Below are 21,211 nucleotides of genomic sequence, written 5' to 3'. Positions count from 1 at the left end.
CATCCCGTAATCCAGCTTGACTCGGCGGGCTTCGTTACGGGGTCAACGCTTTGTAAATAGATTCGTTTTTATACGACTCGCGGATTCCTGCGGGTTAGCGAAAAATTAACCTTTGTCCTTCAGAAGTTTTTTGGTTAATGATTGCGAGCAGAAACCGTTCTGGTGGGGTGAACGGACCTGCGACACGAAGGGGCTTCCAATGCGCGTGCTGCTGATTGAGGACGAACCGACCACCGCCAAGGCGATCGAGCTTATGCTCACGACCGAGGGCTTCAATGTCTACACCACCGATCTCGGGGAAGAGGGCCTCGATCTCGGCAAGCTGTACGACTATGACATCATCTGTCTCGACCTGAACCTGCCCGACATGCACGGCTATGACGTGCTGAAAAAGCTGCGGGCGGCACGGGTGCAGACCCCGGTGCTGATCCTGTCAGGCGTCGCCGAAATGGACAGCAAGGTCCGCTCTTTCGGCTTCGGCGCTGACGATTATGTCACCAAGCCGTTCCATCGCGAGGAACTGATTGCGCGCATCCACGCCGTGGTCCGCCGCTCGAAGGGCCATTCGCAGTCGGTCATCCGCACCGGCAAGCTGGCGGTGAACCTCGACGCGAAGACCGTGGAAGTGGACGGCAACCGCGTCCATCTGACCGGCAAGGAATATGCGATGCTGGAGCTGCTCTCGCTCCGCAAGGGCACGACCCTCACCAAGGAGATGTTCCTCAACCATCTCTATGGCGGCATGGACGAGCCCGAACTCAAGATCATCGACGTCTTCATCTGCAAGCTGCGCAAGAAGCTGGCGCTGGCCTGCGGTGGCGACAATTATATCGAAACCGTATGGGGCCGCGGCTATGTGCTGCGTGATCCCGATGAGGTCGAGGCGCTCGAAGCGCGGGTTGCCTGATCGACCGCTGATTGCATGTCAGGGGGTGGAAAGGCCGGCGGTCCGATGGGATCGCCGGCCTTTTCCATGTCCGCCATATTGTTACAAATTATGTAATTTCCATAGAATTAAGCTGCCATTTACCATCGATGCCTAGGCCGGGGGTGAAGGAGTTTTATGTTCATGGGCCAGGCCATTCACCCCCACAGCCGCGATGCCGTCTGGGACGCCATCTGCCGTTCGCAGGCGGTGATCGAATTTGCGCCGGACGGCACGATCCTCTGGGCCAATGACCTGTTCCTGGCGACCATGGGCTATGCGCTGGGGGAGATTGTCGGCCGCCATCACCGCATCTTCTGCGATGAAGGCCAGGCGCGCTCGGCCGCCTATGCAGCCCTGTGGGACAAGCTGGCGCAGGGCGATTTCGATGCCGGCGAATATCGGCGCCTCGACAAGCATGGCCGCGACATCTGGCTGCAGGCCACCTATAATCCGGTCTTCAATGCCGAAGGCCGAGTCGAGCGCATCCTCAAGATCGCGACCGACACCACCCCGTCCAAGATATTGCGCGCGGAACTCAAGAGCACGGTCGACGGGCTGGTCGACATTGTCGAGACGATCAGCGGCATCGCCAACCAGACCAATCTCCTCGCCCTCAACGCCACGATCGAGGCGGCGCGGGCGGGCGAGGCCGGGCGGGGCTTTGCGGTGGTCGCGGCCGAAGTCAAGAAACTGGCGGGGGACACGCGCGCGGCGACCGATCGCGCCCGCGCCATGGTGGTCGCCTCCAGCTGATCCCGTCGCCCGATTGCGGACATGATGCGGCCGGCGATCCGATGGGGATCGCCGGCCGTTTCCGTCAGGCGACGGCTACGGGGTTATGGGGTCAATCCGTGGCCTGATCGGAAGAGGAAGGGGTAGCGGCCTCGCTCTGCGGCTGGCTGGTGCTGCCATGGGTCTCGCCGCTGCCCGAAACCTGCCCGCTCGCGTCGATCGAGGCAGCGCTGCCGACGGCATTGGTCGCGTTGCCCGCGACATTGCCCGCCGCCGACCGTGCGCCGCTGGCCGTCGAGCCCGCCCGATCGCGGGCGGAGGCGACCGTGCTGCCTGCCCGATCACGCGCCGATGCCACGGTGCTGCTGGCCCGATCGCGCGCCGTCGCGACGCCGCTTTCCGTCCGGTCCCGTGCGGCGCCGACCGTGTCGCTCGCCCGGCTGCGCGCCGTATCGGCCGCGCCGGTCACATCGCTGGTGCCCAGCGTATCTACCGCCAGATTGCCGCTGGCCGATCCCGATCCGCTGGCCGAGCGGCTCTTGCCACGACGGGTTGCCGATCCTTCGGCGCGGCCATTGCCGTTGCCGCTGGCGCCGACCCGGCCATTGTCGAGGTCGATGCTGCGATCCAGACTCCCCGATCCGCCGAACGAACCACCCAGCGCGCCGCCCAGGCCGCCGGTCATGCCGCCCAGTCCGCCACCACCCAATGCGCCGCCACCGCCCAGCAACTGGGCCGATGCGGGGGCCGTGGTGAGCGCCGCGAGGCAGGCGGTTGCGATGATAATCTGCGTCTTCATGGACCGTCTCCTTGGTCATCTTGATCCGATGACAGGACAACGGCGGGGCGTTTCGCTTTAATCCCGAACGTCTAAATTTTTCTCGCAAGGCATGGAAATTCAATCCCTATTTCTGCAGGTGCCGCACAATATGCCGGCGCCATAGCCCTTGCCGCGGGCGGGTTTCGCCTCCCGCCGCAATGCCTCGACCGATCCGCCAGCCATCAGCCGCCCGGCCACCAACGGCGCCGCAAAGGATGTGCCGCGCACCTTGTCCCGGCCGCCGTGCATGTCGGCGGCCATCATGTCCGCACCGGGCGCGGCGAAATCGACATGGGCCGCGCGCCCGGCCTCGGGCAGCAACCGGTCCCGCCCGTCGACGCCGGTTACGGCGATCACCTGCGGATAGGATGCGGGGTAGGCGGGCGGGGCGGCCGGGCCGTCATTGCCGACTGCCGCGACCAGCATCACCCCCTTGTCGCGCACCAGCCGGATGGCCCCGGCCAGCAAGGGATTGTCCGGCCCGACCAGGCTGATCGTCACCACCCTCGCGCCGCGCGCCGCCATCCAGCCCAGCGCGCGGACGATGGCAAAGCTGCTGCCGCCGGCCGGATCGTCGCCATAGACGTCGGCGACCAGCAGCGGCGTGCCCGGCGCGGCGCCCTTCACGCTGCCATATCCGCCGATCAAGGACGCGACCGCCGTGCCATGGGCGCTGGCCCTTGGCGCGCCGGCCACGAAGCCGCGCTGCTCGATCGGGCCGGCCAGCGCCGGATGCGCGGCCACGCCGCCGTCGATCAGGCCCGCCGCGCCGCGCCCGACCGACCCATGGCTTGCCAGTGCAGCCGATCGCTCTGCCGCAGCCGCGCCGCTCGGGAAATAGAGATTGTCGGCGCTCGCCTGCGCCTGCGGGGCGATCTTGCGCACATTGCGCAGCGCGCGCGCCAGGCTCTGGCCATCCGGCACGGTCAGACGGGTGATCGCCATGTCGATCCCCTCCGCCTCGATCCGTTCCACGCCATAGCCGGCCGCCCGTAGTGTCTCGATCGCGGCCGCGTCCGCCCCGGTCAGCAGGATGATGCCGCGCCGCGCCGGCTCTCGCCGGTCGTCCAGTTCGACCGCGTCGCCATGCTGGCGCAGCAGCACGTCGATCCGCGCCGTGCGCGCCGCTGCCAGCCGATCGGCCAGCCGTGCCGGCGACAGCCGATCCAGTCCGCTCTGGTCGACGATGCCGCCCAGCCGGTCGAGCGTATCGGGCAAAACCTGGCCGACCCCGCCCAGCGCACCGCCCCCCAACGCACTGGCGGCTGGCGCCGGCAGCAATTGCGCCTGCGCACCCGGTGTCGCCAGCCACAATCCCGCGATCAGCAACGGGCGCGTCCATCTCATCTCTGTCTCTTCCCGCCGGTCATCGCCGGCCTTTTCAGCGTCAAAATCGTCCATCGTCAAAAAAATCCGGTTGCTGGACTTTCTGAAGGATGAAACGGCCGGGCAGGGACGTTTCATCCCTGAAAGCAATTTGGAGAAACCATGTCGTTCGAGCGCGACCTGCTGGCGATCCTGCCCCGGCTGCGGCGTTTTGCCGCCAGCCTGTCGCATGATCGCGCCGATGGCGACGATCTGTGCCAGGCGGCACTGGAAAAGGGGCTGCGCGCCCGCGACCAGTGGCAACCGGGCACGCGGCTCGACAGCTGGATGTATCGGATCATGCGCAATCTTTGGATCGATGAGGGCCGCGCTCGTCAGCGGGCCGCCAGAACCTTCGCCCCGGAAGAGGCGGGGGCCGATGTCGGCTATGCCGGCGACAAGGCGGTGGAGCAGGCCATGACCCTGTCCGACGTCGATCGGGCGATGCAGGCATTGCCGCCCGAACAGCGCGAGGCGATCGCGCTCGTGCTGGTGGAGGGGCTGTCCTACAAGGAGGCGGCTGCGATATTGAACATACCCATGGGCACGCTGACCTCGCGACTGGTGCGCGGTCGCGGCGCGCTCATTGAACTATTGGGGGAAGCGGCATGACCGACATTGATGAAGCCATGCTGATCGCCTGGGTGGATGGCGAATTGGACGAGGTGACGCGGCGGCGCGTCGACCGCGCGGCGGCGGAAGACCCGGCGCTGGCCGCCCGACTGGAGCAGCATCGGCGGTTGCGCGCGCGGCTGGCCGGCCATTTCGCGCCGATCGCGCAAGAGGATGTGCCTGCGTCGATGCAGGCCATGCTGGTGCCGCCGACGGTGGTGCCGATCGCGCGTCCCTCGCGGCGCTGGAGTTGGGTTACGGGCGGCGCGATCGCCGCCAGCCTGCTGCTGGGCCTTGGCATCGGCCATATGTCGGGCGGGCCGGTAGGGCCGATTGCGGTAAAGGACGGCGCGATGCTGGCACAGGGACCGCTCGCCACCGCGCTCGACAGCCAATTGGCCTCGGCCGGGGAGGATGGCCCGGTCCGTATCGGCCTTAGTTTCCGGCGCAAGGGCGGCGGCTGGTGCCGCAGCTTCGACGGCGCGGCCATGGCCGGTGTCGCCTGCCGCACCGATGCCGGCTGGCAATTGCTGCAGGCGGTGCCCGGCAAGGGCGAGACGAGCGAATATCGCCAGGCCGCCTCGGCCGATCCGCGCCTTCTCGCCACCATCGACGGCCTGATCGACGGCGCTCCTGCCGATGCGCAGGGCGAACGGGCGGCGCAGGCGGCGGGCTGGCGCTAACTGCCGCTTCGCTGTCGCCTGACTGTCGCTTCACCGTCGCGTCACTGTCGCTTCGGTGGCGCGTCAGGGACGCGTGGCAGGCGCGCCAGACCGCAAAAACGGCTGGTTTCACGTCGCACGACACTGTGAACTTTCAACTGTCGCGTCAGAATTCCAGGTTCAGCCGGCCATAATAGAAACCGCCGCTGATCCCATAGGGGGCATAGGCATTGTAAAGGCTGCCGGCCGTCCGGTTCACGGGCTTCAATTTGTTGGGATAGGTGTTGAGCAGATTATTGGCGCCGAACGATAGCTTGACGCCCTTGGTCAGCCGGTAGCCCAGTTCGAGGTCGAGGATCGTCTTGGGGCTCAGCTTCTCGTCGACATAGCCCAGGGTGCAGCCGGCACTGCCGGCGGTGCAGGCGGCAAAATCCTCGGTATGATAGACGGCGGCGCTCGCCCGCTGATAGATTTTGCCATAGCGGGTGGCGCGCAGGTTCAGGTTGAAATCGCCCTTTTCCCACAGGATGTTGCCGATCAGCTTGTCGCGCGGCGTGCCTTCGGAAAGGTCGCCTTGCTTGGCCCGGCCGATCAGCACCAGCCCGGATGCGGCGATCTCGTCGGGGACCGGGTCGATATGGGTGAAGATCGTCTTGTTGAAATTGGCCGACAGGCTGATCGTCGCGGTGCCAAGGTCGCCCAGCCCCGCCCGATAGGTGCTGACGATGTCGAGGCCGCGGGTGCGCGTATCAGCCGCGTTGGAGAAGATGAGGCCGCCGGCAATGCCCTGGATGCCCGCTGCCGCCAGCGCATCCATGACCACCGGGCCGCTCAGCGTTTCGGACAGCAGGATGCGGTCCCTGACCTTGATCTGATAGGCATCGACCGTGACGTTGAAATTGGGGGCCGGGGTCAGGACGATGCCGGCGGAAAAGTTGGTCGACTTTTCCGGTTTCAGCGGCTGCGCCCCTAGCGCCCGCGCGGCAACCCCGTCGACCGGCAGCGCCTGCACCGGCAGCAACTGGTTCACGCCGTTGACGGTGACGTTGATCGTGGAGGAGGAGGCATAATGTTGCTGCTGCAGCGTCGGCGCGCGAAAGCCGGTGCTGGCGGTGCCGCGAATGGCAAAGCCGCGAAACGGCTCGATGCGCAGCGACGCCTTGCCGGTATCGGTGGTGCCGAAGTCGGAATAATCCTCATGCCGTCCGGCAAGGCCGAACTCCAGCCCCTCGACGATCTGGCCTTCCAGATTAATATAGGCGCTCCAGTTGTCGCGGCTCCAGCTACCCGATCCTTCGGGCAGGAAGCCGGTGACGCCCTGCGACCCGACCCCGGTCCGCGTCGCCCCCGCGAGCCAGCTGCCGGCCGGCGAGACATAGCCGCCATCGATATAGGATTCCGGGTCGCCCGGACCGATCAGGAACTTGTTCTTCTTATATTCGGCGCCGACCGCGACCGACAGCGGCCCGGCGAGGCCGATATCGAGCTCCTTGCTGAAGTCGAGATTGCTGGTCCATTCGTCGAAGCGGATCTTGCCGAGATAGAAATGGGTCGGGCTGGCCGGTCCCATGGAGGGGTTGAGCGAGGTGGTCTGCGCATATTTGACCTCGTCCTGCGCATAGCTGGTCGACAGGTCGACATGGATGCCGCCGCCAATCTCGCCGCGCAGGCCGCCGGCGACCTGAAAATCCTCGTCATAGACGTGGATGCGCGGGATATAGCCCTCGGGGTAGATTTCCAGGATATTGTTGAGCGCCGCTGGGTTGCGATAGGTCAGCCAACCGGCTGCATGCCGCTTGGAATAGGTGCCGAAGCTGTACAGCTCCATGTCGCCGCCAACCGGCATCATCGCGTCATAGCTGGCATTGCCGCCGATCACCTGCGGCTGGCCATATCTGGCGCGAATGCGGTCCGGATCGGCATTGCGCGCGTCGCCGGTGGGGTAGAAGGGATTGCTGGTGATCGGACTGCTGTTCACCACCGTATTGTCCTGCAGCACGCCTTCGCCCGACAGGTGGATATAGCCGCCGTCCGGCCCGATCGCGAAACCCTTGTCGATCTGCCAGCGGCCCTGCCAGCCGCCATTGTCGGCGGTGCTGCCCATGGTCAGCGCCGCGCCGCCCTGCGTGTCGTTCTTCAGGATGATGTTGACGACGCCGGCGATCGCATCCGACCCATATTGCGCCGACGCGCCGTCGCGTAGCACTTCGATCCGCTGGATCGCATTGCCGGGGATCAGGTCCAGGTCCGGCGGCGACTGGCCATTCTGGACCGACCCGTTGATGAACAGGGTGGCGGTATTGTGGCGCCGCTTGCCGTTGACCAGGACCAGCAACTGGTCGCCGCCCAGGCCGCGCAGCGACAAAGTGCGCACCGCCCAGCTGGCGCCCGCGCCGTTGTTCGACACATTGATCGACGGCACCAGCGTGCCGAGCAGGTCGCGCACCGACTGCTTGCCGCTGGCTTCCAGATCCTTTTCCCCCAGCACGTCGATCGGCGCCAGGCTTTCGGCGACGGTGCGGGTCGTCTGGCGGGTGCCGGTGACGATGATGGGCGCGGATTCCGCTGCCGGCTCCGGCGCAGGCGCCATGGCGAGGCCATCAAGCGTAGCCGTGCCGCTCGCCTGCGCGAACTGGATCGCCAGCGGTCGGCGACGCACCGCGCTGCGGTTGGGCGGGGTGACGAGGGCGATGACGCCGGCGCCGGCCGGGGATCGGCGCAATTCGGTGCCGGCCAGCAACTGGCTGAGCGCATCGTCGGTGCTCAGCCATCCTTCGACCCGGCGGCTGCGGATATTGGCGACTTCATCATAGGGGAACAGGATGCGAATGCCGGCCTGCGCCGACAGCGCCCGCAGCGCGCCGCTCAGGGGCTGCGACGGGATGGAGAATTTGTGCCGCTGCGACAGGCTGGTGTCCGGCGCAGGGGCGGCAAGCAGTTGGGTCGGCGCAACAAGGCATGTGGCGAGCGAAAGCCCCGCCAGAACATGGCGTTTCTGCATGATATGTCCCCTGCTGATCGGCATTTTTTGCCGTTGGTCATGGGAACGAAATATGGTGGGCGATCCGCCATGGACCGGCAACAAAAGCGTCAGGCTGTGGTCGCGGCTGGGGAAGGGCTCAGGTTTCGCCGGTCTGAAGGAACCATCGGTCCGCGCCCTCCAGGCCGATGGCAGTCAGCCGGCCGGAATAATAGGCGCCGGTATCGATGCCGATGCGATTGGCCAGATTTTCGACCTCGGGCGTGATGCTGTGGCCATGGACCACCATCTTGTCATGCCGCCCGCCATGGTTGAGGAAATCGCCGCGTATCCAGCGCAGATCGGACGGTCGCTGCTCGGCGATCGGCACCCTGGGGCGGATGCCGGCGTGGACGAACAGATAGTCGCCGACCGTCAGATGATCGACGAAGCTGTCGAGGAAATCGACATCCGCGCGGGGAATATAGTTCAGCATCCAGTGGGCGATCGCCCCATCATCCATGTTGGCGCTCAGCGAAAGCGGCAGGCCGTAGCTGGCGAGCGTTTCCATGCCGCCGATGCGCCGGAAGAAGCCGACCGCGCCCTGATCGCCGCGCGCAGCCATGACGAAAATCTCTTCATGATTGCCCTTGAGCAGCCGGATGTCGCTGCCCGATCCATGCAGCGCCCGGACCCGCTCGATCACCTGCGCCGAATGCGGCCCACGATCGATCAGATCACCGAGCAGGATGAGGCCCCGGCGCTTTCCAGGCCGCAGCGCATCGTCGGCCGAAAGCATGCCGAGCAACTGGTCGAGCAGGTCGAGCCGGCCATGAATGTCGCCGATCGCATAGATGCGCCAGTCATCCCCCACGCTGGGAGGCGTCCCGTCCCGGTCATCGGATCGGCGCAGGAATTTCAGCATCGGGAGGGCCATGTGCGCTTCATGGCCCGCGATGCTGCCACAGCGTCACAGGCGCGGCAATGTCACGCCCTGCTGTCCCATATATTTTCCGGCCCGGTCGGCATAGCTGACCTCGCAAGGCTCGTTGCCCTGCAGGAACAGGAACTGGCAGGCGCCTTCATTGGCGTAGATCTTGGCGGGCAGCGGCGTAGTATTGGAAAATTCCAGCGTCACATGGCCTTCCCAGCCCGGTTCCAGCGGCGTGACGTTCACGATGATGCCGCAGCGGGCATAGGTGGATTTGCCAAGGCAGATCACCAGCACGTCGCGCGGGACGCGAAAATATTCGACCGTGCGGGCAAGCGCGAAGCTGTTGGGCGGGATGATGCAGACGTCGGTCTTGCGGTCGACGAAGCTGTTGGAGGCGAAATCCTTGGGATCGACCACGGCGCTGTCGACATTGGTAAAGATCTTGAACTCGTCGGCGACGCGCGCGTCATAGCCATAGGAGGACAGGCCATAGCTGATGCAGCCGTCGCGGCGCTGATTCTCGACGAACGGCTCAATCATGCGGTTCGACTGGGCCTGCTTGCGGATCCAGCGGTCGGAAAGGATGGACATGGGTCTGTCAGCTCTTCTGTGCAGGGGTGATGCCAAGGTCGGCCGGGCCGAAGGCGTGGGGCAACAGGTCGGCAACGCGATGTTCGACCAGGCCGTCACCTTCGGGCGCGACGCAATAGATGGCCAGGGTGCGGCCGGCCATCTGTTCGGCCTCGTTGATGACCTGGCGGCATCGGCCACAGGGGCTGACGATCGCCTCGCCGCCGACGCTGCCGTCCGCCGCCATGCCGCCGCCGACGACCGCGATCTCGGTGACATCGGCCAGACGGCCCTGCGCGTTGACGGTCGCCAGCGCGACGGTTTCGGCACAGAGCGACAGGCCATAGCTCGCATTTTCGAAATTGCTGCCGGTGACGATGCTGCCATCGGTCAGGCGCACGGCGGCGCCCACGGCAAAGCGGCTGTAGGGCGCATGGGCATGGGCCAGCGCGCCGCGTGCTGCCGCGACCAGCGCGGCGATATTCTTGTCTTCTGCACTCATGGTGCCACCACATCCCATCTGATCGGTCCGTCGACGCCGTCGATATGCCGCATGTCGCTGGCTGTCCACATCACCCAGGGACGTTTGGCATAATCGGGCGCGAAGAAATTGCCGTCGACCCACAAGGTCCGGTTGATGCCGCTGGCAATGTCATATTGGGCGTCGAAATCGGCGCTGATGTTGAGCAGGGCGGGCTTGCCGGCATGGCTTTCGACCAGATTGACCAGCGTGTTGAGTTCCGACAGCACCTGATCGCGGCCGGGGCGCGTGGCGCAGGATGGATCGAACCCCAGTCGGATGACCGGGGGCAGGGCGGCATTGTCGCGCGGTACGGTGGTCATGAACTGGGTCGCCTGATCGACGGCCTTGGCGCACAGGCTATAGTCCAGCGCCGCGCCATAGCGCATGCCCGCGCCACGCGCGCCGCGCCAGTTGGCGGCGAACAGCGGGTCGCGCAGGCTGGCGCCCCTGGCCGCGCGAATATAGGCGAAATCCGCCCCCTGCGCCGCCAGCGTGCCCCATTCGACCAGGCCGGTGTCGGATGTCACCGATACGCCCTGGGTCGGATATTCGTCACGGTTCGGAGCCCATCCGCGTGCATAGATCCACAGTGCCGAACCCAGCACCATGATGATTGCCAGAACCGCCCCCAAGCGGACCAGCAAGCCCCCCAAAGTCAAACGCCCGATGATATTACCCCTTGATGTGCAGGACGCAGATAAGTGTGAACAGGCGGCGCGCGGTGTCGAAATCGACCGCGATCTTCCCCTCCAGCCGCTCTTTCAGCATGTCCGCTGCGTCGTTGTGAATGCCCCGCCTGGCCATGTCGACGGTTTCGATCTGCGCTGGCGAGGCATTGCTGATCGCCTGATAGTAACTGTCGCAGATCGCGAAATATTCGCGGATCGGCCGGCGGAAACGGCCCAGGCCCAGGATGATCGCCTCCAGCGGGCTGTCGTCCGCGCGGTTGATCTCGATGACCAGGCGCCCTTCCTCGACCCGCAGCACCACCTTGTAGGGGCCGGCATAGCCGTCGGCATGGACGCGCTCCGGCGCGAAATGATTGTCCTCCAGCAGGTCGAAAATGGCGATGCGCCGTTCCTGCTCGACATCCGCGTTGCGCCACAAGATGGTGCGCTCGTCGAGCTTGATGTCTATGATGCGCGGATCGGCCATGGCGGGTCTGCTGTCAGTGCGGCGACGGGCCACGAAAAGCAAGCGGGACTTGTGGCGGGGGAGATGCGGTTGTTTCAACCTTCGCCCTTGCGCGACCCGCGTCGTGGCGCGATGAGGGCCCATGGTCGAACTCGTGAAACTCAATGCCGCTCCCGAAGAGGGCGGGCTGGAACTGCCGCGCAACGTCGAAGCGGAAGCTGCGCTGCTCGGCGCGCTGATGATTGACAACCGCATCGCGGAGGATGTGCAGCTCAAGCTGAAGCCCGAACATTTCTTCGAGCCACTGCATGGCCGTATCTATGAGGCGGTGATGCGCCTGATCGAGCGCGACATGATCGCCAATCCGGTGACGCTCAAGCCGATGCTGGAACAGGATCCGGCGCTCAAGGAGCTGGGCGGCGCTGCCTATCTGGCGCAGCTCACCGGTAGCGGTGCCGCGCTGCTGGGTGCGCGCGACTTCGCAACCCAGATCTATGACCTTGCCCTACTTCGCCAGCTTGTGAACGTCGGTCGAGAACTGGTTGATAATGCTTTAGATACCAGTGAGGATGTCAATCCGCGCGAGCAGATCGAGCTGGCCGAAGTTGCGCTTTACAAAGTGTCGGAAGGCGAGGGCGAGAGCGGGTCGGTCAAGAGCTTCCTCTCCGCCTCCACCATGGCGGTACAGGTGGCTGAACGTGCGCTCAACAGCGGCGGCCATGTGTCGGGTATCACCACCGGCATCAACAGCCTCAACGAGAAGATCGGTGGTCTGCACAATTCCGACTTGATGATCCTGGCCGGTCGTCCGGGCATGGGCAAGACGTCGCTGGCGACCAATATCGCCTATAATGCGGCGTCGCGCTGGCTGCGCGACCATAGCGACGGCATTCCGCCGGAAAAGAATATGGGCGCCAAGACCGCCTTCTTCAGCCTCGAAATGTCGGCCGACCAGCTCGCGACCCGCGTTCTGGCCGAACAGTCGGGCATCAGCGGCGAAGCGCTGCGTATGGGCAAGATCAGCCGGGCGGACTTCCAGAACCTGTCGCGCGCCGCGCGCGACCTTCAGGAACTGCCGCTGTTCATCGACGATACGCCGGGCCTGACGATCGCGGCGCTGCGGACCCGCGCTCGTCGCCTCAAGCGCCGTCATGATGTCGGTTTCATCGTCGTCGACTATCTCCAGTTGCTGCAGGGCAGCGGCAAGGTGGGCGATAGCCGCGTCAATGAAATTTCGGAAATTTCCCGTGGTTTGAAGACGTTGGCGAAGGAACTTCATGTGCCGGTGCTGGCGCTGTCGCAGCTCAGCCGTGCGGTGGAACAGCGCGAGGACAAGCGTCCGCAGCTGTCCGACCTTCGCGAATCGGGCTCGATCGAGCAGGACGCGGACATGGTCTGGTTCGTGTTCCGCGAGGATTATTATGTCGCCGCCAAGGAACCGGGCAACAAGGAAGGCCCCGAGCATCAGGAATGGGTGCAGGAGATGGAGCGCATCTACGGCCTGGCCGAAGTGATCGTCGCCAAGCAGCGTCACGGTTCGACCGGCCGTATCCGCATGAAGTTCGACGCCAAGATCACGCGCTTCTCGGATCTGGCCGAAGGCAGTTCCTACCTCGAAGACCTCGAATAAGAAGGCATGGCGGCGGATATATCCGCCGCCACCCGGTTCAGCCGGCGACGAACGCCTTGAAGACGATGCACAGGCCGATCATGCTGGCGAGATAGGCGAGCGAGCGGACCACCGGCACGCCCAGGCCATAGAGCGGCAGGTAGAGCGCGCGCGACACCAGCCACAGCCAGCCGCCGATCGCCGTCCATTCGCTGGTGCGGCCGGCCACCACCACGCCGAACAGGACGATGATCGCGATCGGGAAGGTTTCCAGGAAATTGGCCTGGGCGCGGACCAGCCGGCCGCCGACGGGATCGAGCGGGGGCAGGTTTTCGTCCCGCGCCCCGGTATTCCATTTCAGGCCATATTGCTTCGTCTTGAGATGCGCCGCCGCGAAGATATGGACCAGCAGCAGGACACAGGCCCAGGCCAGGATCTTCAGTTCAACCGCCATCATGCCCTCCCTTGATCGCGGCGGCGCCATGCCATCCGCTTATTTGACGATCGGCAACCATATCGCGCTGGCGCCCGCCGCGCCATATTGCACGCTCTGAGTCGCCGGCTTGTAGTCGCCCGGCTTCGCGTCGAAGATCGAAGGTACATAGGTCTGCGGGTTGCGGTCATAGACCGGGAACAGGCTGGACTGGATCTGCACCATGATGCGGTGGCCCGGCTTGAACACATGGTTCACGTTCGGAAGGCCGAATTTGTAATTTTCCGCCTTGCCCGGCGTCAGCGCCTGCGGCTTGTCGAAGCCATGGGCGTAGCGGCCCCGGAAAATGTCGATGCCGATCGGCAGTTCATAGCCGGCCATCACCGGATTGGCGGTGTTCTCTTCCGGATAGACGTCGATCAGCTTCACCACCCAGTCGCTGTCGGTGCCACTGGTGGCGGCGAACAGGTCGACCATTGGCTGGCCGGCGATATGGACCTCCTTGTCCAGCACCGGCGTCACATAGGTCAGCACGTCGGGCCGACCATCGACGAAACGCTGGTCCTTCACCAGCCAGGTGCGCCAAGCCTCATTCTGGTCCTGATGGATCGGCCGGGGCAGATAGGGGACCGGCTTGGCCGGATCGGACACATAGGAGTCGCTGCCGGCTGCCGCCGGCTTGGCCCAGGACAGGCTGTAGCTGGCACCCAGATAGAGCGGCGTCGGCGTGCCGCCCGGCCATTTGGCGCGGGTTTCCCACTTGTCGATGCCGGTCGCGTAGCTGAGCGATCCGGGCATGGTGTAGCCGGCGGGCGGATTGTCCTTGAGATAATGGTCGAGGAAGGGCTTCATCGTGCCGACGCGGAACTGGCGGCCGGTATCGCCCTCGAACTGGAGATCGCCGAGGCTCCGGCCCTCATAATTGACGCCGCTATGGCGCCAGGGGCCGATTACCAGGCTGACCATGTCATTCTTCTTGTCCTGCGGTTCCAGCGCCTTGTAGACCGCCGGGGCGCCATAGCTGTCCTCCTGGTCCCACTGGCCCACGACCAGCATCGTCGGCACGGTCAGGGTGCGCTTGGCCAGCAGTTTGTCGACCGCCTGTTCCTGCCAATAGGCGTCATAGGCCGGATGTTCGAGCAGCTTGCGGACCGAGGGGAAGGCGTCGAGGCCATAGGCGCGGGCGAAGTCGCCGGCCGATCCGGCGTTCAGCATCGTCGTATATTCGTCGCCATTGCCCATCGGGATGGCGCCGCCGCCCTTCTTGGCGGTCTGCGACAGGCTGTAACCGAAGCCGAAATTGCGGAAGGCGCCATTGTGGAACCAGTCGTCGCCCATCCAGCCGTCGACCATCGGGCTCTGCGGCACGGCGGCCTTCAGCGCAGGGTGCGGATCGATCAACGCCATCAGCGAGGTGAAGCCGGGATAGGAGGAGCCGGTGATGGCGACCTTGCCGTTGGTTTCCGGCACATTCTTCACCAGCCAGTCGATCGTGTCATAGGCGTCGGTGCTGTTGTCGACGTCGGTTTTGTTGAGCGGGCCACGCAGCGGACGGGTCATGACATAGTCGCCCTCCGACCCGTGCAGGCCGCGCACGTCCTGATAGACGCGGATATAGCCGTCATTGACGAAATCCGCGTCCATGACCGGCAGGATTTCCTCGATCCTCTGACTGCGGTTGCGGCTGGTCGCCTTGCCGGCATCATAGGGGGTGCGGGTCAGCAGGATGGGGCCGTGGCTGGTGCCCTTGCGCATAACGATGATGGTGAACAGCTTCACCCCGTCGCGCATCGGGATCATCACTTCCTTGCGCACATAGTCCGCCTGCGGCCGGGCCGGATCATAGACATCGACCTTGTCCGGGGTCATCGGATCGGTCTGGGCGGCGATCGGCGCGGCGAGCGCAGCGATCATCAGGGCGGCAGCGGAAATCTGTGCGGTACGAAGCATGGCGATACCCCTTTGTTCTTTTGTGATCATGCAACGGGTCCGGCCTTGAGGAAAGGCCGGACCCGCTTGTCCTTTGTCAGGCCTGCGCGAGGGCGCGAGCGCGATCCTCGATCCGCTTCTCCAAGATCGACAGCGGCATCGCACCTTCCTCAAGAACGGCGTGGAACTGCTTGATATCGAACTTGTCGCCCAGCAGCGCCTGCGCCTTTTCGCGGGCCTTGGTCCAGCTGCCATGGCCGACCTTGTAGCTGGTCGCCTGGCCCGGCTGGGTGCAGTAGCGCTCGACCTCGCGCTGGCAGCGGGGGCGGGCAAAACCGGTCTTCTCGACCATGTAATCGGTCGCCTGCTTGACGCTCCACTGCTTGGAATGGATGCCGGTGTCGACCACCAGGCGGGCGGCGCGGAACAGGAAGGACTGGAGGTAACCGGCGCGATCGATCGGCGTCGCATAGCCGCCCAGTTCATCGGCCAGCTGCTCGGCATAGAGCGCCCAGCCTTCGCTATAGGCGCTCATGAAGGCGGTCTTGCGCAGCATCGGCACATCGCCGGCAGTCTGCGCGGTCGAGATTTGGAGGTGATGGCCGGGCACGCCTTCATGATAGGTGAGGGCAGGCAGGCCATATTTCGGCCAGTCGCCGACGTCCTTCAAGTTGATGAAATAGATGGCCGGGCGCGAACCGTCGAGCGCGGCGCGGTTATAATAGCCGTTGGAGGCGCCATCCTGGATCTCGACCGGCACCGCGCGGATTTCGAGCGGCGTATTGGGGATGGTCGTGAACGCCTGGGGCAGCTTCGCCTTCATGGCGTCGAGGTCGCGGTTGAGCTGGGCGAGCAGGGCGGCGCGGCCGTCCGGGCTGTCGGCATAGAGCTGGGCCGGGTCGACATTGAGCGCGGCGAGCTTTTCTCCGACGCTGCCCTTGGTAAAGCCGGCGCCGTTCAGGATCACGTCCAGCTTGGCGCTGATGTCGGCGACCTGCTCCAGCCCCATGGCGTGGATCTGATCGGCGCTAAGGTCGGTGGTGGTCGCCTGCTTGAGGGCGGCGGCATAGATTTCATCGCCGCGCGGGGTGCGCCATACGCCGTCACCGGCGGCGGTCTTGGGCTTCAACGCCTCGATCGCGGCGATCTGTTCTTCGAGCGCGGGATAGATCGACTTTTCGACGATCGCGGCGGCCTGCGTCTGCCAGTCGCCGGTCACGCCCTTGGCCGCGGCGCGCTTCGCCAGCGACTGGACCAGGCTGCTGGTCGCGGCGGGCTGGCCGCGCAGCTTCTTCATCTGGCCGAGCGTCAGGTCGAGCGACCAGCCGGGGGCGAGATAGCCGCGCGCGGCCTCGTCCCGCTGCAGCGCGGTATCGGTCCGCAGGTTGCGGGCAAAGGCATCGAGCCGGGCGACATAGGCCTCGCAATCACCGACCGTGTTGATGGTGTGCGCGGTGTTGAGGAAATCAGGCGTCTGGAAATAGCTGCCGCCCTGCTGGAAGATGCGATAGGGGCGCTGGACGCTGTTGAGGCCGAACTTGGCGGGGGCGACCGTCTGCTGGTCGAGCGAATAGAGGATGACCTCCAGGTTCAGGCGCTGCGCATCCGACAGGGCGGCGCCCTCATATCCCTTGAATTCCTTGATCGCCGCCTGGGTGGCGGCCAGCTTCTTCATCGTGCCCGACTTGCTGTTGTCGTCGAGCTGGCTCTTGGCGGCGGAGCGGGCGCCCTTGTCGAGGCCGAGGCTGGTGACCATGGCGGGCGACAGGTCGAGCTGGCGCTCGAAGGCGGTGGCGAAGGCGGCCGACAGGCGGGCATCATCGGCGCCGGCCGCCTGGGCCAGGGCGCGTGGCGCCGCAGTGGCGAGCGCGACCGCGCCCGAGGAAAGCAGGAATTGACGACGATCCATGGGGCGACTCCCTTAAGTCCCGTTGGAAAGGGGGGAGTGTATTGCGCCGCTGACACGACAGGTCCAGCGCGCGCCCACGCTTGTTACGCAATGTTACAATAAGATAAGGGACGGGCGCCCCGCAGGGCGCCCGGTGCAATCAGAAGGCGGGCAGGTTTGCCGGGTCTTCCGGATCGATGACGGGGATCGGCGTCACCGGCGAATGGATACCGCACTCCACCTTGTCCCAGCCGCGCCAGCGACCGGCGCGCGGGTCTTCGCCCGGCAGCACCTTGGACGTGCAGGGTTCGCAGCCGATCGACAGATAGCCCTGTGACTCCAGCGGGTGACGCGGCAGTTGTTCGGCCTCGAAATAGGCTTCCAGATCGGTCTTGGTCCAGTCGCCCAGCGGATTGATCTTTAGCCGGCCGTCCTCGACCTCGAAGCGCGGCAAATTCTGGCGCGTGACTGACTGGAATGCCTTGCGGCCCGAAATCCAGCCGTCCAGGCTCGCCTTGGCACGCTTCATCGGCTCGACCTTGCGGATTTCGCAGCAGCCGTCGGGGTCATAGGACCAGCGCAGGCCGGTTTCGTCCTTCTTGGCCAGCACGGCGGCGTCGGGCGCGACCACGCTGCTGTTGGTGAAGCCCAGCCGTGCGACCAGCGTGTCGCGATAGTTGAGCGTTTCGGCGAACATCTTCTGCGTGTCGACGAAGATCACCGGGATAGCCTTGTCGGCCTTGGCCACCAGATCGAGCAGCACCGCGCTTTCCGTGCCGAAGGAAGAGACGACGCCGACATTGCCGGCGAGCCCTTCCGCGAACACGGTCTTGAGCATGGTCAGCGTATCGACGCCCTCGAAGCGCGCGTTGAGCGCATCGGCATCCCCCTGGGTAAAGACGGGGCGGGCATCGATCACATCTACTAGCCGCTCTGGGATCTGGCGGGCAGGTTCAGCCATCAATTTTCTCCGGATGCCGTTTCGCCCAGACGGGCTGACGGCCATCGATCGTCTTCTGATAGACGTCGACATAGCGGGTGAGCGCGCGCTCCACGGCGGCGTCATCCAGGGCTTTGGCGGGGTGGAAACTGTCGAAGCCGCAGCGGCGCATGGCGTTGATCTGGTCGACCAGCACGTCGCCCACGGCGCGCAATTCGCCCTGATAGCCCGATTCCCGCAGGATACGTGCGGCGGAATAGCCGCGCCCGTCGCCATAGGCCGGGAAGTTCACCTCGACCAGCGAGAGGCGATCGAGATGGGGCAGCAGTTCGCGCGCATCCTCGCCCGGTTCGATGCGGACGGCGGTGGCGTTGGACTGGCCGGTGAAGGATTCGACCGTGACGGCCGGCTCCTGCGCGGCTTCACCGTCGCGGAAGGAGAGGAACTCAACCATAGATCGCCTCCTTGAAGGGCTTCATGCCGATGCGGCGATAGGTGTCGAGGAAGCGCTCCCCGTCGGTGCGCTCGGCGAGGTAGATGTCGGTGACCTTCTCGATCGCGTCGACCACGCCGTCTTCGGAGAAACCGGGGCCGGTGATCTGGCCGAGCGACGCATCCTCCGCGCCCGATCCGCCGAGCAGCAGCTGGAAATTCTCCACGCCCTTCCGGTCCACGCCCAAAATGCCGATATGGCCGGCATGATGGTGGCCGCAGGCATTGATGCAGCCCGAAATTTTGAGCTTCAGCTCGCCAAGTTCGGCCTGACGCGCATTGTTGGCGAAGCGCTGCGCGATCTTCTGTGCCAGCGGGATCGAGCGGGCATTGGCGAGCGCGCAATAATCAAGGCCAGGGCAGGCGATGATATCGGTGATGAGGTCGAGATTGGCCTCGGCCAGTCCCGCTTCGTCCAGCTTCTGCCAGATGGCGTAGAGATCGGCCTTCTTCACATGCGGCAGGACGAGATTCTGCGCATGGGTGACGCGCAGTTCGTCGAGCGAATATTGCTCGGCCAGCGACGCGACCAGTTCGATCTGCTCGGCCGACGCGTCGCCGGGAATGCCGGTTAGCGGCTTCAGGCTGATATTGACGATCGCATAGCCGGGCTGCTTGTGGGCCGCGACCTGACGGTCGACCCACAGGGCGAAGGCCGGATCGGCACGGTCGATCTCTTCGCTCAGGCCCGTTTCATAGGCCGGGTTGGCAAAGAAGGCGCGGATGCGGTCCAGTTCCTCAGTCGGCGGGTTGAGGCCAAGCTCGCGCATATGGGCGAACTCTTCCTCGACCTGCCGCTTATATTCCTCGACGCCGATCTCATGAACCAGGATCTTGATCCGGGCCTTGTACTTGTTGTCGCGGCGGCCGTAGCGATTATAGACGCGCAGGCAGGCCTCCAGATAGGAGACGATCTCCTCTTCGGCGACGAAATCGCGGATCTGCGGCGCGACCATCGGGGTGCGGCCCATGCCGCCGCCGGCATAGACTTCGGCGCCGATCACGCCATCCTTCGACACCAGCTTCAGGCCGATATCGTGCAGGCGCATCGCCGCGCGATCGTCGTCGCTGGCAATCACGCAAATCTTGAACTTGCGCGGCAGATAGGTGAATTCCGGGTGGAAGCTCGACCATTGACGCAGCAGTTCGGCCCAGGGGCGGGGGTCCGCCACCTCGTCGGCACTGACGCCGGCATATTGGTCGGAACTGATGTTGCGGATGCAATTGCCGCTGGTCTGGATGGCGTGCATCTCCACCGTCGCCAGTTCGGCGAGGATGTCGGGCGCATCGGCCAGCTTGATCCAGTTATACTGCAGGTTCTGGCGCGTGGTGAAGTGGCCATAGCCCTTGTCGTACTTGGCCGCGATCTCGCCCAGCTTGCGCATCTGCTTGCCCGACAGCGTGCCATAGGGGATGGCGACGCGCAGCATATAGGCGTGAAGCTGCAGATAGAGGCCGTTCATCAGCCGCAGCGGCTTGAACTGATCCTCGGTCAGCGCGCCGGTCAGGCGGCGCTGCACCTGATCGCGAAATTCATCGACGCGGGCGTCGACGATGGACTGGTCATAGCTGTCGTAGCGATACATGTCAGATCACCCAGTTGCCGGCGTCGGCGTCATTCGGTTTCAAATTGAGGTCGGGGCGCACCGTGGGGCCAAGGGCGCGGATGCGGTCCTTGATATGGGCCGGGCGCACGCCCTCGTCGGTGACGGTCGCGTCGATCACATAGGCGCCGACGACACGCAGCGCCGCTTCCTCGGTGCGGGCGAGGTCGTCGCCCTGTTCGCCGACATCGGCGCTGTCGCCGACCTGGCGCGACCAGCCATCGCCGGCCCACCAGATGACATCACCGGTCACCAGATCATTGCCCGTCAGGATCTTCACGAACGCATCTCCGAAATACTCTCCCCTTTTGCCGCCCAGTCCGCCAGCACATCGCGTGCCAGGGCATGGGCTGCCACGTCGCCGACCACGATCAGGGCCGGGCTTTTGACTTCTTCACGCGCCACCATGTCGCCCAGATCGGCGAGCAGGGTGCGCAGGCTGCGCATATCGGCGCGCGTGCCATTTTCCAGCACCGCGACCGGGATCGCCGGCGACACGCCGTCGGCCATCAGCTTGTCGGCGATGTCGGCGGCGGTCGCGACGCCCATATAGATGACGAGCGTACGGCCTTTTCCCGCAAGGCCCGACCAATCCTGATCGGTAAGCCCCTTGCACTGGCCGGCGACGAAACTGACCGCGCTCGACGCCTCGCGATGGGTCAGCGGCAGTTGCGCCTGGGCGGCGGCGCCGATCGCGGCGCTGATGCCCGGCACGACCTCGACCGGTACGCCGGCGGCGCGGCAGGCATCTACTTCCTCGCCACCACGGCCGAAGATGAAGGGATCGCCGCCCTTCAGGCGGACGACCGGCTCGCCAGCCAGGGCGAAGCGGACCAGCAGGGCGTTGATCGCCTCCTGCGGCATGGAATGGCGGCTGCGCTGCTTGGCGACCGAGACCAGTTCCGTCTGCGGCCCGGCCAGCGCCAATATGTCGTCGGACACCAGCCCGTCATGCACGATCAGGCGCGCGTCGCGGATCAGGCGCACGGCCTTGATGGTCAGCAGTTCCGGGTCGCCCGGTCCCGCGCCCACCAGGTGGACGGTAGCAGGTGCAATGTCAGCCATGCTCGCCACATG

Annotated in this window: 21 protein-coding genes; 5 read left to right on the top strand and 16 right to left on the bottom strand. The window is 65.1% G+C overall.

Annotation, left to right across the window (positions count from 1 at the left end; genetic code table 11):
* Positions 1–199 precede the first annotated feature (199 nt).
* Together DIZ22_RS08270 and DIZ22_RS22375 are read left to right on the top strand one after the other, a co-directional pair.
* On the top strand, positions 200–907 hold the full coding sequence (locus DIZ22_RS08270) for a response regulator transcription factor (protein WP_004212203.1): 708 nt from the start codon (positions 200–202) through the stop codon (positions 905–907).
* Positions 908–1,063: 156 nt separating this feature from the next.
* Positions 1,064–1,681, top strand: a complete 618-nt coding sequence (locus DIZ22_RS22375) for a methyl-accepting chemotaxis protein (protein WP_048936942.1) — start codon at positions 1,064–1,066, stop codon at positions 1,679–1,681.
* A 91-nt stretch (positions 1,682–1,772) separates the two neighbouring features.
* On the opposite strand, the gene DIZ22_RS08260 is transcribed toward DIZ22_RS22375, so the two are convergent.
* On the bottom strand, positions 1,773–2,459 hold the full coding sequence (locus DIZ22_RS08260; RefSeq protein ID WP_122928097.1) for a hypothetical protein: 687 nt from the start codon (positions 2,457–2,459) through the stop codon (positions 1,773–1,775).
* A gap of 99 nt (positions 2,460–2,558) precedes the next feature.
* A complete protein-coding gene (locus tag DIZ22_RS08255) occupies positions 2,559–3,881 on the bottom strand; it encodes a S8 family serine peptidase (protein WP_122928096.1) in 1,323 nt (440 codons plus the stop codon).
* Positions 3,882–3,968: 87 nt separating this feature from the next.
* Between DIZ22_RS08255 and DIZ22_RS08250 the strand changes: the two genes are divergently transcribed.
* Together DIZ22_RS08250 and DIZ22_RS08245 are read left to right on the top strand one after the other, a co-directional pair.
* The gene (locus tag DIZ22_RS08250) at positions 3,969–4,457 is read left to right on the top strand and encodes an RNA polymerase sigma factor (protein WP_004212209.1); all 489 of its coding nucleotides are present in this window, start codon (positions 3,969–3,971) and stop codon (positions 4,455–4,457) included.
* Positions 4,454–5,140, top strand: coding sequence for a hypothetical protein (locus tag DIZ22_RS08245; protein WP_048936939.1), 687 nt, complete (start codon positions 4,454–4,456; stop codon positions 5,138–5,140). The genes DIZ22_RS08250 and DIZ22_RS08245 overlap by 4 nt, the downstream gene beginning before the upstream one ends.
* A 145-nt stretch (positions 5,141–5,285) precedes the next feature.
* Here DIZ22_RS08245 and DIZ22_RS08240 read toward each other — a convergent pair whose 3' ends face one another.
* The 6 genes from DIZ22_RS08240 to DIZ22_RS08215 form a co-directional block, all read right to left on the bottom strand.
* Positions 5,286–8,120, bottom strand: coding sequence for a TonB-dependent receptor (locus tag DIZ22_RS08240; protein ID WP_048937049.1), 2,835 nt, complete (start codon positions 8,118–8,120; stop codon positions 5,286–5,288).
* Between the two features lie 118 nt (positions 8,121–8,238).
* Positions 8,239–9,015: a metallophosphoesterase family protein gene (locus DIZ22_RS08235; protein ID WP_048936938.1), complete on the bottom strand. Its 777-nt coding sequence runs from the start codon at positions 9,013–9,015 to the stop codon at positions 8,239–8,241.
* A 33-nt stretch (positions 9,016–9,048) separates the two neighbouring features.
* Positions 9,049–9,603, bottom strand: coding sequence for a dCTP deaminase (dcd, locus tag DIZ22_RS08230; RefSeq protein ID WP_048936937.1), 555 nt, complete (start codon positions 9,601–9,603; stop codon positions 9,049–9,051).
* A 7-nt stretch (positions 9,604–9,610) separates the two neighbouring features.
* Positions 9,611–10,084: a cytidine deaminase gene (locus tag DIZ22_RS08225; protein WP_048936936.1), complete on the bottom strand. Its 474-nt coding sequence runs from the start codon at positions 10,082–10,084 to the stop codon at positions 9,611–9,613.
* Entirely contained in the window at positions 10,081–10,713 is a 633-nt protein-coding gene (locus tag DIZ22_RS08220) for a GH25 family lysozyme (protein WP_004212215.1), read from the bottom strand. Before DIZ22_RS08220 ends, DIZ22_RS08225 begins: the two co-directional genes overlap by 4 nt.
* 64 nt (positions 10,714–10,777) lie before the next feature.
* The gene (locus DIZ22_RS08215; protein WP_010339983.1) at positions 10,778–11,260 is read right to left on the bottom strand and encodes a UPF0262 family protein; all 483 of its coding nucleotides are present in this window, start codon (positions 11,258–11,260) and stop codon (positions 10,778–10,780) included.
* A 121-nt stretch (positions 11,261–11,381) separates the two neighbouring features.
* Here DIZ22_RS08215 and DIZ22_RS08210 point away from each other — a divergent pair, with 121 nt between their 5' ends.
* Positions 11,382–12,869, top strand: a complete 1,488-nt coding sequence (locus DIZ22_RS08210; protein WP_048936935.1) for a replicative DNA helicase — start codon at positions 11,382–11,384, stop codon at positions 12,867–12,869.
* 37 nt (positions 12,870–12,906) lie between these two features.
* On the opposite strand, the gene DIZ22_RS08205 is transcribed toward DIZ22_RS08210, so the two are convergent.
* The 8 genes from DIZ22_RS08205 to cobA all read right to left on the bottom strand — a co-directional run bounded on the left by DIZ22_RS08205 (position 12,907) and on the right by cobA (position 21,199).
* Positions 12,907–13,302, bottom strand: a complete 396-nt coding sequence (locus DIZ22_RS08205; protein ID WP_004212218.1) for an MAPEG family protein — start codon at positions 13,300–13,302, stop codon at positions 12,907–12,909.
* Positions 13,303–13,341: 39 nt separating this feature from the next.
* A complete protein-coding gene (locus tag DIZ22_RS08200; RefSeq protein WP_048936934.1) occupies positions 13,342–15,231 on the bottom strand; it encodes a CocE/NonD family hydrolase in 1,890 nt (629 codons plus the stop codon).
* 76 nt (positions 15,232–15,307) lie between these two features.
* Positions 15,308–17,119 (bottom strand): DUF885 domain-containing protein, encoded by a 1,812-nt coding sequence (locus tag DIZ22_RS08195; RefSeq protein ID WP_048936933.1) that lies wholly within the window; start codon positions 17,117–17,119, stop codon positions 15,308–15,310.
* 139 nt (positions 17,120–17,258) lie between these two features.
* The gene (locus DIZ22_RS08190) at positions 17,259–18,059 is read right to left on the bottom strand and encodes a phosphoadenylyl-sulfate reductase (RefSeq protein WP_048936932.1); all 801 of its coding nucleotides are present in this window, start codon (positions 18,057–18,059) and stop codon (positions 17,259–17,261) included.
* The gene (locus DIZ22_RS08185) at positions 18,052–18,492 is read right to left on the bottom strand and encodes a DUF934 domain-containing protein (protein WP_048936931.1); all 441 of its coding nucleotides are present in this window, start codon (positions 18,490–18,492) and stop codon (positions 18,052–18,054) included. Before DIZ22_RS08185 ends, DIZ22_RS08190 begins: the two co-directional genes overlap by 8 nt.
* Complete coding sequence (locus DIZ22_RS08180) at positions 18,485–20,116, bottom strand: nitrite/sulfite reductase (RefSeq protein WP_122928095.1); 1,632 nt, start codon at positions 20,114–20,116, stop codon at positions 18,485–18,487. Before DIZ22_RS08180 ends, DIZ22_RS08185 begins: the two co-directional genes overlap by 8 nt.
* Before the next feature lies 1 nt (position 20,117).
* Positions 20,118–20,414 carry a DUF2849 domain-containing protein gene (locus DIZ22_RS08175; RefSeq protein WP_004212225.1) on the bottom strand — a complete coding sequence of 99 codons (297 nt, stop codon included), beginning with the start codon at positions 20,412–20,414 and terminating at the stop codon, positions 20,118–20,120.
* On the bottom strand, positions 20,411–21,199 hold the full coding sequence (cobA, locus tag DIZ22_RS08170) for a uroporphyrinogen-III C-methyltransferase (protein ID WP_048936929.1): 789 nt from the start codon (positions 21,197–21,199) through the stop codon (positions 20,411–20,413). Before cobA ends, DIZ22_RS08175 begins: the two co-directional genes overlap by 4 nt.
* Positions 21,200–21,211: the final 12 nt, after the last annotated feature.

Origin of the sequence: Sphingobium sp. LF-16, assembly GCF_003711185.1 — a bacterium.
Taxonomy (GTDB): domain Bacteria; phylum Pseudomonadota; class Alphaproteobacteria; order Sphingomonadales; family Sphingomonadaceae; genus Sphingobium; species Sphingobium yanoikuyae_A.
The sequence above is the reverse complement of the archived record's forward strand: the minus strand, read 5'-3'. Positions and strand labels throughout refer to the sequence as shown.